A 12,271-nucleotide genomic window follows, 5' to 3' on the forward strand; every position below is an offset into this window, starting at 1 on the left:
GTGTCGGGCCACGTGACGGTGCGGAGGGAGACGGCCCTCCGACGCACGGCGCGGCCGGTCTCACCAGGGCTTCAGCTTCTCCCCCCTCCAGCGGCCTCCGCCATCAGGCCCCACCCTCATCCTTCCCGGTGGCCGCACTGTACGAACGCCGTGCCGGGAGACCGGTGTTCGCCTCGAGGATGGGTGGTGTCACGGATGGCGGCGGGGCCGGGCAGCGCACACGCTGGAGGGATGACGGAGGCTGACAGGTCGGTGGAGGCGGTACGCGGTGCCCTTGTTCTGGCGGATCTTCCTGCTGAACGCCCTCGTGCTGATCACGGCGACCGCGCTGCTGCTGGGGCCCGTGACCGTCTCCACGCCGGTGCTGCTCACGGAGGCCGCGGTGCTGACGGTGGGGCTGGCCGCGATGCTCGTCGCCAACGCCCTGCTGCTGCGGGTCGGGCTCGCCCCGCTCCAGCGCCTGACGCGGGCCATGACGACGATTGACCTGCTGCGTCCGGGTCGGCGTCCGGCGGTCGGCGGGCAGGCGGAGGTCGCCAAGCTGATCACGACCTTCAACACGATGCTCGACCGGCTGGAGGACGAGCGGGCCACGAGCAGCGCCCGGGTGCTGTCCGCCCAGGAGGCCGAGCGGCGCCGTATCGCCCAGGAGCTGCACGACGAGGTCGGTCAGACCCTCACGGCCGTTCTGCTCGAACTCAAGCGGGTGGCCGGTCATGCCCCGCCCGACCTGCTGGAGGAGCTGCGCCAGGTGCAGGAGACCACCCGGGCCGGTCTGGACGAGATCCGTCGTATCGCCCGCCGGCTGCGCCCCGGTGTGCTGGACGAACTCGGTCTGTCGAGTGCGCTGAAGTCCCTCGCCACCGACTTCGGCGGTCCCTGCCTGTCCGTACGGCACCGCCTGGACGCGGATCTGCCGCCGCTCGGCCGGGAGGCCGAACTCGTCCTCTACCGGGTTGCCCAGGAGGGGCTCACCAATGTCGCCCGGCACGCCGGGGCGCGGCACGCCGAGCTCGCTCTGCGGCGGACCGCCACGGGCGTGCGGCTGTGCCTCCGTGACGACGGACGGGGCACCGGCGACGCGCCGGAGGGAGCCGGCATCCGCGGCATGCGTGAACGTGCCCTGCTGGTCGGCGCCGACCTCAGCCTGGGCCCCGGCCCGGAGAAGGGCACCGAAGTACGCCTGACCGTCCCCGTGCCCGTACGCGACCCCGACCGGAACGGCCGACCATGACCGACTCCTCCCCCACCCGCATCCTGCTCGCCGACGACCATGCCCTGGTGCGGCGGGGTGTCCGGCTGATCCTGGACGCCGAACCCGATCTCACCGTGGTCGCCGAGGCGGACGACGGTGCCGAGGCCGTCGCCCGGGCCCGTGAGCACCGGCCCGATCTGGCCGTCCTCGACATCGCCATGCCCCGGCTGACGGGGCTCCAGGCCGCCCGGGAGCTGTCCCGGACCTGCCCCGGGACGCGGATCCTCATCCTGACCATGTACGACAACGAGCAGTTCTTCTTCGAGGCGCTCGGTGCGGGTGCCTCGGGCTATGTGCTCAAGTCCGTGGCGGACCGCGACCTCGTCGAGGCGTGCCGGGCCACCATGCGGGGCGAGCCCTTCCTGTATCCCGGTGCCGTCGGCGCGCTCGTCCGCGACTACCTCGACCGCGCCCGGGAGGGCGGCGCACCGCCCTCCCGGGCCATCACGGACCGTGAAGAGGAGATCCTCAAGCTCGTCGCCGAGGGCCACACCTCGCAGCAGATCGCCGAGCTGCTGGTCATCAGCCCCAAGACGGTGGAGCGCCACCGCGCCAACCTGCTCCAGAAGCTCGGCCTGAAGGACCGGCTGGAGCTGACGCGCTACGCCATCCGCGTGGGGCTGATCGAGCCCTGAGACCGCCGTCAGCGCTCGGCCTCGGCCGGCTGGGGAGCCGGTGGTGCGGGGTCGGCTTGGGGCTCGATGTCGTAGGTCGGGGCCGTGCGGCCCGGCAGGAGGTGCTGGGCGGACCGGAGCGCGCGGGCGAGCAGGGCCGAGCGGCCGGCGGCGATGGGGCCGAGGACCGCGAGGACGAGGACGTATCCGGCGATGAACGGGGCGAGGCGGTTGTCGAGTCCGGCGCTGGCGGCCATGGCGGCCAGGATCAGCGCGAACTCCCCGCGGGCCACGAGGGTGGTGGCGATCTCGGCGGCGGGCTCGGTGCCGTAGCCGTACACGCGCGCGACGAGGAGTCCGGCGATGACGTTCATGACGACGGTCAGCGCGGCGGCCGCGGCGACCGGGCCGACGACGGACAGGATGTCGCCGGGGTCGATGGAGAGGCCGAAGGCGAAGAAGAAGATCGCCGCGAAGGCGTCGCGCAGCGGGTGCACCAGTTCCCGGATGCGCGGGCCGGAGGAGGTGCCGGCCAGGATCAGGCCGACCATGAACGCGCCGATGGCGTCGGAGACTCCGAGGACCTCGGCGACTCCCGCCACGAGGACCGCCGCGCCGAGGAAGCTGATGACGAGCAGTTCGCTGTCGCGGGTCACGATCAGGCGCCCGGCCAGTTTGGTGCCGTAGCGGGCCGCGGCGGCCAGGACCAGCAGGAAGCCGAAGGCCTTGGCGCCCTGGAGGACCATGTCCCCGACGCCCTGGGCGCCGCTGATGACCGGCTGGAGCGCGGCGAGGTACAGCGCGAGGAAGATGTCCTCGACCACGATGACGCCCAGGATGAGACGGGTCTCCGGGCGGCCGATGCGGCCCAGGTCGATGAGGATCTTGGTGACGATGGCGGACGAGGAGATCCCGAGGACACCGGCGAGCACCAGCGCCTCCCGGACGCCCCAGCCCAGGGCGAACCCGAAGGCCAGACCCGCGCCGACGTTGAGCAGCAGATAGATCCCGCCCGCGGTCAGCAGGCGCCGGCCGCCGCTCTTGAGGTCGTCGAGGTGGAACTCAAGGCCCAGGTAGAACAGCAGCAGCACCAGTCCGAGCGCGGAGAGCATCTCGAAGTCGTGTGCGTCCTCGACGATGACCAGGCCCGGGGTGTGCGGGCCGAGCAGGATGCCCGCGAGCATGAACAGCGGAATCGTCGGGAGTCCGATCCTGCCGCCGAGGCGGGCGAGGAAGGCGGCGGCCAGGAAGGCACCGCCCATGGCGAGGAGGCTGTCAGCGTGTCCCACGGGTCACCGCCTTCGTGGGAGCGCGGTGGGCGGATCGTTTCACCTTGCGGGGATGGATAGGGGCTCCTCCTTCGAGGGGGGCTCTGAACGGGCAGCGTCGTCCGCCTCTCGGCGCATACCGAGGCCGCGGCCATGACAACCGGCACGAAAGCCTCGGCGACGCTGCCAGCCTCACACGCACACCGGTGGCGTCACCATCGGTGCCCGCACCCATCTCCGGGTGGGGACGACACCCATCTCCCCGTCATACGCCCCGGTGTTCGATGCCCAGCAGGCTCGCCGCCGCCCGGAAGTCGGCCGCGTGGTGGCCGACCGCGAGGGACCAGTGGTGGCCGACGCCCGTGGCGCTCCACGCGTCCACCCATTCGCCCGGGTCGCGGCCGAAGTCGACGCGGCTGGTGGTGTTGCCGATCTCCAGCAGCGGTCCGGGGACGACGGTGCCCTCGGAGGTGATGAAGGACAGGCTGCCATCGGCGTCCTGGCCGAGGCCGAGCAGGGTGACGGGCCCGTGCCGGACGTCGAACTCGACGCTCACGCCCCAGCCGCGCTTGCCGTGGTAGACGCCGAGTCCGCGCAGCAGGGGGTCGCGGGCGCTGACGGCGAGGTGGGCGGGTCCGTCGTGGCCCATCTCCACGACGCCGTCCTCGAAGTCGAGCGCCTGGATCTCGGTGAAGGAGCCGCCGGCGCCGACGCTCTGGGAGGCGAGCTGGGCGACGCTGGTGCGCAGTTCGTACTCGCCGGCCGCGGGTACGCCCCGGGCGGTGAGCAGGGAGGCGCCCAGGATCATGCCGGCGCCGAGCCGCTCGTGCAGTTCGCCGTCGAGGCCGCGGTGGTAGTAGGCGAGGGTGTCGAGCCCGAAGTCCTCGACGAGGCGGTCCAGTGCGACCGAGACGGTCGCGCCCCAGGCGAAGTCCTCGTCCACCACGCTGTCGTCGAGGGTGAAGACCTGCCGGGCGAGTGCCATGCGCTCCCGGGTCTCCGCCTCGGTCACCCGCTCCACCCGGTGCCGCAGGTCGTCGAACTCCAGCACCTCCACGTGCGAGCCGAACGTCGTGGCCAGCAGCGTCGGATCGGTCTGCACGTCGAGCATGCCGGGATACACGTGCCCCATGAGCCCGTGCCGGGCGTGCCGGAGCGCGGCGCGGATGTGCGCGGCCCGGATCCACTGCTCGATGCGCCGCCAGGCGGACTCCTGGCGCAGCCATCCCGAGACCGACCGGAAGGGGATGCCGGCGCGCCGGAAGACGTTGCCGACCTCGGGGACGGAGCACTGGGCGCAGTACGCCAGCCAGTCGCCGGTGTCGAAGGTCGCGTGGTCCATCCGCTGGCTCGGCTGGAGATCGATGACCAGGACGGGCGTGTGCGAGCGCTGCGCGATCGGCAGCACCATCGACGACGTCAGATACGTCGTCAGGAACAGCACGATCAGATCGCAGTCGGCCCGGCGCAGCAGCTCGGCGGCCCGCGCGCCCTCCTGCGCGTCGGAGACGAATCCGGCGTCGGTCACCTCCGCGTCCATCCCCCGGAAGCGCTCGGCGACATAGGCGGCCGACTCCTTCAGCTGCGGGAGGAGCCCGGGGAACTGCGGCCAGTAGGTGCCGAGTCCGCCTGCGACCAGTCCGATCCGGGTGCGGCGGCGGGTGACCGGCGGGAGCAGGTCGTGCAGGGCGGCGGTCCCAACGGCCGTGCGGCCGACGGTCGTTGCCATGGTCGGTGCTCCTTGTCAGGTCTGCTGCGGATCAGGGGTGGGGACACGCAGGTCGGCTCTGTCACGCACCGCACCGGAGGCACGCGGCACCAGGACGCGGATGATGAACACGCCCGCGAACGCCGCCACCGTCATACAGGCGGTGATCGTCCAGAGCAGGACGGACGGGCTGTAGTCGGCCAGGGCGGGGGTGAAGAACGCGGCGACCGCGAAGACGCCCCGCGACAGGGCGTAGGTCAGGCCCTGGGTGGTGCCCCGGGTGTCCGCGGGCAGCGTGAGCTGCGACCACACCTTGTAGTTCGCCTCCCCGGCGAAGGGGTTGGAGAGCTGGTAGAGGACGAAGAAGACGAGCATGCCGACGAGCGCGCCCGCGGTCAGGGACGCGATGACGAAGGCGAGGATCTGCACCACCGCCGCCACGTGGAACAGCCGGTCGCGCCAGGGGCTGTCGGCGACGCGGACGAACGCGAAGGTCAGCAGCACCCCGATCGGGATGAAGGCCAGGTTGATTCCGGTGGCCAGGCTCTGCGAGGCGTCGCTGACGGTGACGAGCAGATAGGTGCCGAACTGGCCGAAGGTGTTGGCCCCGAGGCCCCAGGTGACGTAGAAGACGAACGTCGCGGTCATCGGCAGCAGGGCGGCGCGCGTCCAGACGTTCTTCAGGGAGACACCCTGCGGGGCCGCGTCCGTTCCGGTCTCTGACGGCTCGTCGGGCAGCTTCAGACGGGAGCGGAAGGCCCAGGTGACGAGCGCGGCGACGGCCAGCTGTCCGGTGATGAGCCGGGCCCCGGTCATGCCCGAGGTGGACAGGACGAAGCCGAGGGCGATGGCGACGGCGATGCCCAGCATCCACATGACCTGGGTGAAGGCGACGAGCCTGCCCCGGGCCCAGGAAGGCGCGGCGTCCGAGACCACGGCCAGGGACGTCGGCAGGTCGGCGCCGGCCGCGAGCCCCGCGACGAGGACTCCGATCAGCAGCGTGATGTCGTCCGGGGCCAGCGTGATGACGATCGCGCCGAGGGCGAAGCAGAAGATGTCCCAGTTGTAGACGCGGCGGCGGCCGAAGAGGTCGGCGAGCCGTCCGCCGACGAGGGACCCGACGGCGATGCAGCCGGTGACGATCGCGCTGATCGCACCGGCCATCCACACGCCCATGTCGTAACTGTCGCGGTAGATGGCCAGGTTGACGGAGATGCTGACGATCAGCCCGGCGTCGAGATAGGAGGCCATGCCCGACAGGGCGGCGGCCTTCCAGAGCTGTTTCGGGATGGGGCGGGTACCGGCCATGATGCGACTCCGTCGTCTGGTGACATCGCGGTTCCGGGGGCCTGGTCGCAGCGAATATAGGGCGAGAAAAACGTTGCAACAAGATGTCGCGCGCACATGGGTGAGATGACGTCGGCTGCCGCGGCACCGTTCCGGGATATGGCGTGATCGCCCCAGGCCCCCTACGGTGAAGGTGGCCTAAAAACGTTTCAGGGGAAGGACCGTGTCCGTGCTCTCCCCCGCGCTCCAGCGCCTGTTCGACGACCCGCCCCGCGACTTCGGCCCCACTCCCCTGTGGTGGTGGTCGGGCGCGAAAGTCACCCGCGAGCGCCTCGCGTGGCAGTTGCGGGCGTTCGCACAGGGCGGTGTCCACAACCTCGTCGTGATCAACCTGGCCCCGGCCGGCCCGACGTTCGGCGCCCGGGCCGACGAGCCGGCGTGGTTCGGCGAGGAGTGGTGGGCGCGGTTCACCGACACCTGCGAGATCGCCGCGGAACTGGGCACGCGCCTGTGGTTCTACGACCAGATCGGGTTCTCCGGCGCCAATGTGCAGGGCGGTGTGACACGGCGTCATCCCGAGGCGGCCGGCCGCGCGCTGCGCTGTCACGACCTCACCGTCTCCCGGGGCACGGTCGCCGTCAGTGAAACCGAGACCCCGCTGGCCGCGTACACCCCGCAGGGCCGGCGCCTCGATCTGGCCACGGACGGCCCGGGCCCCGTGGGTGTCGCCGCCGCCGACGGAACCGAGGTGCGGCTCGTCACCACCGTCCCCACGGCGTTCGACTACCTCGACCCGCACGCCGTGGGCCTGTTGATGGACACCGTCCACCACGAGTACGACCGCCGTGTGCCCGAGTACCTGGGCACCGTCATCGCGGGCAGCTTCCAGGACGAACTGCCGGGCACGAACGCGTGGAGCCACCGCTTCGCCGACGAGTTCCGCGCCCGGCGCGGCTACGACCTGCTCGACCACCTGCCGGCCCTGTTCGGTACGCACGCCACCGTGCCGGAGGGGAAGATCCGCGCCGACTACTACGCGGTGCGCGCGGAGCTCACCGAGGAGGCGCTGTTCAGGCCGCTCGCCGACTGGCACCGTGAGCGCGGCCTGCTGCTCGGCAGCGACCAGAGCCACCCGGCCCGCGCGGGCTACCCGGCGCAGTCGACGCAGATCTACACCGACTACTTCCGGACGCACCGCTGGTACAGCGCCGCCGGCAGCGACCACCACGGTGACGCCAAGGTGCACTCCTCCCTGGCCCACCTCTACGGCCACGAGCGGGTGTGGATCGAGGCGTTCCACTCCTCCGGCTGGGGCGGCACGCTGGAGGACACCTACCACTGGCTGCTGCCGTTCCTGCGCAGCGGCGCCAACCTGTACAACCCGCACGCCAGTTACTTCGGCACGGCGGGCGGCTGGTTCGAGTGGGCGCCGCCGTCCACCGACTGGCGCCAGCCCTACTGGAAGCAGTACCCCGCGTTCTCCCGGGCGGTGGCCCGGATCTGCTCGATCATGTGCTGGGGCAGCTACGCGGCCGACGTGGCGGTCCTGCACCCGACCGCGACCATGCAGGCGCTCATCCCGCTGGACGCGCCGGTCCAGCACTTCGGCGACGGCCGGCTGGGCGACGGCCATGCCGACGCCGACGAGACACAGCGCCACTACCTGGACCTGTGCGGCACGAACAACTGGCTCGCCCCGCACGTCGGCAGCCTGGACCGGCACGGGATCTCCTTCGACGTCGTCGACGACGACTCGGTGCAGCGCGCCAAGGCCACCGACGGCGCCCTGCGCGTCAGGGACCTGGCGTACAGCGCGGTGCTGCTGCCCTCGGCGAGCGTGCTGGAGGAGGAGACGGCGCGGCGGCTGGCCGAACTGCTCGACGCGGGAGGGCGGGTCGTGGTCGTGGGGCGTCCACCCGGGACGGCCGCGGGCCGGTCCGGTGACGACGCGGCGGTGGCGGCCCTGCTGGCCCATCCGCGGCTGGAGCGGGTGCGCGACCCGGAGGCCGGTGCGGCGGCGGTGGCCGACGCGGCCGGGTACGCCACCGGTGAGGTGCCGCTGCTCGTCAGGCGGCAGGGGAACGAGGCGGTGGCGCTGGTCACGGCGGCCTTTCCGGAGATCGGCGCGCATCCGCTGCGGACCGGCGCCTCCCCGGCGGGCCTCGCCGTCGGCACCTCGTCCGTCACCGTGCGGGCCGAGGTCACCGAGGCCGAGGTCTGGGACCCGGCGACCGGCTCCCGCCGTCCCGCACGCGTCACCGTGTCCGACTCCGCCGACGGCGCCGTCTCGACCGTCGAGGTGCCGCTGGACGGCGCCCCCGCGGCCCTGGTCGTCTGGCGTGAAGGCCGCCCGGCACCGACGCCGCCGGAACGGGAGTCGCCCGACCGGGTGCTCGACCTCTCGGCCGGCTGGCACGGCCGGCTGATCCCCACCCTGGACAACACCTGGGGCGATCTGGCGCTGCCCCCCGGATCGTCCGTGGACGAACCGCAGATCTGGACCATGGAGTGGACCGAGGGCGCGGTGTGGGAGCCTGCCAGGGCCACGTACGGCAACCGGGTCCGGGTCCTGCCCCCGGTGCCCCTCGGCGAGGTGTCCGAGCCGCTGGACGCCGTCAGCGCCGAACGGGTCCTGGCGGGCGAGCTGCCCCTCGTACCGCCGGACGCGGGCTGGGACGTCGCCGTGTACTCGTCGAGCCGGGGCATCCCGGATCCGGGCGGGCTGCTGGGCCTCAAGGGGCTGGTGAACGAGGAGTTCGTCCGCGTGCCCGTGCCCGTCGGCGCGACGGCCGCCCGGGTCCGGACGGTCGTGGAGACCGACCACCGGGGGCCCGCCGAGCTGCACGTCGGCGCGGAGGCCCGTAAACGGGTGTGGTGGAACGGCGAGTCGCTGGACCCGGACGGCGAGGGGTACTTGGTGTCCGCCCGGGTCACGGTGACCCGCGCCCGGAACGTCCTCGAGTACGAACTGTCCGGCGCCCAGAGCCGCCCCTCGACGATCTCGGCCGAGGACGGCACCCCGCTGGGCAGCTTCTTCTGCCTGTCCGCGCCGGGCGGGCTCGGGCCGCGTCCGCGGTTCATGCGCCCGCCGGACGGTGTGCGGCCGGACGGCCGGGTGACGTACCGCGCGCGGCTGCGGGTCCCGGGCGAGGGTGCGCGGGCGGTGCTCGTGGTGGGTGCCGCCTCGACGGTCACCGTGCTGCTCGACGGGGACGTCGTGGCGCGGCAGGAGAAGGTCGAGTATTACGAGGCGGACTGGGGCGCCGTGCCGCAGTTCTTCCGCCACGAACCGGCGCTCGGGGCGGGCGAGCACACCCTGGAGGTCGTGTCCGACAGCGCCGACGCCCGGGACGCGGTGTTCGTCGACCTGGTGGTGCGGTCCGGGGACGGGGTGACGGCCCTGGTCAGCGGCGCCGGCTGGGAGGCAGGGACGGGCGGGTGGCGGGGGCGGACCGTCGAGGACGAGCGCAGGCGGGGCGAGGTGCGGCACTGCCACGCCGTGGTACGGCCGCACCCCCTGCCGGACACCGGGTGGCTCACCGGCCGGCCGGTGCTCGCCGGCGCCGTATGGCCGTCGCGGTCCACGGACGATGTCCACGCGTCGCCGCAGCGCTTCCGGTTCACGGTGCCGGCGGGCACCGTGTCCCTCGACCTGCCGCTGGCTCTTCCCGCGAGCGTGCGTGTCGGGGTGGGCCCGGAATCGCCCCTGGAGGGACATCGGCTGACACTTCGTCAACCACTTCCGGCGCCCACGCCGGTCGAGGTGGTCACCGAGCCGACGGCGTTCCTGCGGGGCGGCTCCGCCTGGCGCGGGCCGGTGCGGGTGCGGACCGTACCGGCGCCGCTGCCGCTCGGCGACTGGCGTGAGCTGGGGCTGGGCGGTTGGAGCGGGGGCGTGACGTACGCGCGTGCGCTTCAGGTGCCGCCGGGGCCCGATCCCGTGCTGGATCTCGGGCGGGTGCGGGGCAGTGTGGAGGTGTCGGTCGACGGGGAGTTCGCCGGTGAGGCGTTCTGCGCGCCGTACCGTTTCCCGTTGCGCGGCGCCGCCGGGCGTACCGTCCGGGTGGAGGTGACGGTCCGGGGCACGCTGGCGCCGTATCTCGCGGAGGCCACACCGACCGCCTGGGCGTTCGACTCCCAGCTGTCGTCTGGGCTGCTGGGTCCGGTGACACTGCGGGTGCCGTCCGACGGCTAGTTGCCGGCGGGCGGCCGGGTGGAGTCGCGCAGGACGAGGCCGGGGGCGAAGACGCGGGTCTCGTGGAGGTGGTCCGCGCGGGCCTCGATCTCGTCGAGCAGCATCTCCACGGCCGCCCGCCCGAGGTCCTCGACCGGCTGCCGGACCGTCGTCAGGGCCGTCGCCCCGAAGCTCGCGACGTCGAGGTCGCCGTAGCCGACCACCTGCACGTCCTCGGGGATGCGCACACCCCGCTCGGTCAGCCCCCGGCACAGGCCGGCCGCGAGGAAGTCGTTGGTGCAGAAGACCCCGTCGGGCAGGTGCTCGAGCTCGCGCGCGATCTGCGTGCCGTACGCGACGGTCATCCGCTCGGCGACGACCTGGTCCAGCCGTGCCTCGCGCCGGCTGCGGACGGCCTGCCGGGCGCCCTGGTACCGGTCGGCGCACTGGCGTATGCCGCGTTCGCCGTTGACGACGAGGATGTCGCGCGCCCCGCTGTCGAGGAGGTGCTGTACGGCGATGCGGCCGCCGGCGATGTCGTCGACGGAGGCCGAGCAGCCCTCCCGGTCGGGCATCGCGCGGTCGGCCAGGACCAGCGGGATGCCCCGCTCGCGCAGCCGGGCCAGCCGCCCCGGGTCGGCGCTGAGCGGCACGACGACCACGCCGACCGCCCGCTGCTCGACGAGCATGCTGAAGTAGCCCTGCTCCCGTTCCGGGGCGTCGCCGCTGTGGCAGAGGACGAGGGAGTAGCCGTGGTCGTAGGCCGCGTCGGCCGCGCCGCGTGCGATGCGCGCGTAGAAGGAGTTGGTCACGTCGGGCAGCACGAGCCCGATGGCGGAGGAGTGGCCGGTGCGCAGGCCCGCTGCTCCCGGGTGGGGGACGTAGTCGAGCGCGGCGACCGCGACGCGGACCCGCTCGGCGGTCCGTTCGGTGACCCGCTCGGGCCGGTTGAGCACGTTCGACACCGTGGACACCGAGACGCCGGCGGCGGCCGCGACGTCCTGGATGCGGGCGGGGCGTGCCGGAATGGCGTCCACCCCCTCGCTGTTGCGGCCGTGCGACCAGGCACGACGGCGGCCTCCTTGAGCGCCGCAAGTATAACGTGACCGGGCGTAGAACGTTTTTCCCGCCCGGTCTCCGTTGTGCCCGCATCAGGCTCCGAATCAGGCGGAGGGCGCGCCGGTGAGGACGTCCACCCGGCCGGTGTCGAGCGAGTAGTAGGCGCTGACGACGGCCAGGTCACCCTTCTTCACCATCGGGGCGAGGTCCTTGTTGGAACGCAGACCGGCGGCGGTCTGATTGATGTGAACGCGGGTCATGGCGTCGACCGGGTCGGCGTGCTTGCCCTTCGCTGTCTCCTCGTACGCGGGCGCGAGCGCGTCGGCGATCGACTGCAGGTTGCCGGGCAGTTCCTTGCCGTCGCGCAGCGCCTCGTACGCCGCCTTGACGGCACCGCAGCGCTGGTGGCCGAGGACCACGATGAGCGGGGTGCCGGACGTCATCGGCCCGTACTCCACGGAACCGACGACGACCGGTCCCACGACCTGTCCGCCCGTGCGCATCACGAAGAGGTCGCCGAGCCCGGTGTCGAAGAGCAGCTCCGGCGGCACCCGGGAGTCGATGCACGACAGGATCACGCCGTAGGGTTTCTGCTCCTCGGCGACGAACTCGCGCCGCTTCGGGTCGCGGTCGGGGTGCTGGAGCCTGCCGTCGACCCAGCGCTTGTTGCCGTCCATCAGCCGCGCGAACGCCGCCCAGGGCGAGTCCGGCCGCGCGGCCGCGACGGGAGAGGGAGACGTACTCGCTCCCGCGGCCGCTGCCGTCCCCTTGGCCGTGGAGTCCGTCTTCGACGAACAGGCGGTGAGCAGAGCCGCGGTGGTGGCGGCCAGCCCACCGGTGAGTATGGCCCTGCGCTGTGGTGTTCCGGCGGTACCCATGTAGCCGTCCCCTGTGATCGCCGCTCCC

8 protein-coding genes are annotated in these 12,271 nt (G+C 72.7%); 3 read left to right on the top strand and 5 right to left on the bottom strand.

All coding sequences use genetic code 11. The features are described 5' to 3' along the window. The first annotated feature begins 268 nt into the window (after nt 1–268). Nucleotides 269–1,234: a HAMP domain-containing sensor histidine kinase gene (locus tag OHU35_RS04290; RefSeq protein WP_405504716.1), complete on the top strand. Its 966-nt coding sequence runs from the start codon at nt 269–271 to the stop codon at nt 1,232–1,234. After that, nucleotides 1,231–1,890 (top strand): response regulator, encoded by a 660-nt coding sequence (locus tag OHU35_RS04295; RefSeq protein WP_405504718.1) that lies wholly within the window; start codon nt 1,231–1,233, stop codon nt 1,888–1,890. The genes OHU35_RS04290 and OHU35_RS04295 overlap by 4 nt, the downstream gene beginning before the upstream one ends. Before the next feature lie 8 nt (nt 1,891–1,898). Here the strand turns inward: OHU35_RS04295 and OHU35_RS04300 are convergent, their stop codons facing one another. From OHU35_RS04300 to OHU35_RS04310, 3 genes are all read right to left on the bottom strand, one after another. Then, nucleotides 1,899–3,158, bottom strand: coding sequence for a cation:proton antiporter (locus tag OHU35_RS04300; protein ID WP_405504720.1), 1,260 nt, complete (start codon nt 3,156–3,158; stop codon nt 1,899–1,901). 244 nt (nt 3,159–3,402) lie between these two features. Continuing rightward, nucleotides 3,403–4,866: an arabinose isomerase gene (locus OHU35_RS04305; RefSeq protein WP_405504722.1), complete on the bottom strand. Its 1,464-nt coding sequence runs from the start codon at nt 4,864–4,866 to the stop codon at nt 3,403–3,405. A 15-nt stretch (nt 4,867–4,881) separates the two neighbouring features. Continuing rightward, a complete protein-coding gene (locus tag OHU35_RS04310) occupies nt 4,882–6,153 on the bottom strand; it encodes an MFS transporter (protein WP_405504724.1) in 1,272 nt (423 codons plus the stop codon). Between the two features lie 208 nt (nt 6,154–6,361). On the opposite strand from OHU35_RS04310, the gene OHU35_RS04315 reads away from it, so the two are divergent. Beyond that, on the top strand, nt 6,362–10,327 hold the full coding sequence (locus tag OHU35_RS04315) for a glycosyl hydrolase (protein WP_405509173.1): 3,966 nt from the start codon (nt 6,362–6,364) through the stop codon (nt 10,325–10,327). Here OHU35_RS04315 and OHU35_RS04320 read toward each other — a convergent pair. Both OHU35_RS04320 and OHU35_RS04325 read right to left on the bottom strand, forming a co-directional pair. Continuing rightward, a complete protein-coding gene (locus OHU35_RS04320; protein WP_189730456.1) occupies nt 10,324–11,343 on the bottom strand; it encodes a LacI family DNA-binding transcriptional regulator in 1,020 nt (339 codons plus the stop codon). The genes OHU35_RS04315 and OHU35_RS04320 overlap by 4 nt on opposite strands. 126 nt (nt 11,344–11,469) lie before the next feature. Further along, nucleotides 11,470–12,243: a carbonic anhydrase gene (locus OHU35_RS04325; RefSeq protein WP_189730454.1), complete on the bottom strand. Its 774-nt coding sequence runs from the start codon at nt 12,241–12,243 to the stop codon at nt 11,470–11,472. Between the last annotated feature and the right edge of the window lie 28 nt (nt 12,244–12,271).

The sequence above is a fragment of the Streptomyces purpurascens genome (assembly GCF_045040895.1).
Lineage (GTDB): Bacteria > Actinomycetota > Actinomycetes > Streptomycetales > Streptomycetaceae > Streptomyces > Streptomyces purpurascens.

Bases quoted from the DNA above. Each gene is read 5' to 3' on its own strand.
- OHU35_RS04295 (WP_405504718.1), top strand. From the start codon at position 1,231: ATGACCGACTCCTCCCCCACCCGCATCCTGCTCGCCGACGACCATGCC.
- OHU35_RS04305 (WP_405504722.1), bottom strand. From the start codon at position 4,866: ATGGCAACGACCGTCGGCCGCACGGCCGTTGGGACCGCCGCCCTGCAC.
- OHU35_RS04310 (WP_405504724.1), bottom strand. From the start codon at position 6,153: ATGGCCGGTACCCGCCCCATCCCGAAACAGCTCTGGAAGGCCGCCGCC.
- OHU35_RS04325 (WP_189730454.1), bottom strand. From the start codon at position 12,243: ATGGGTACCGCCGGAACACCACAGCGCAGGGCCATACTCACCGGTGGG.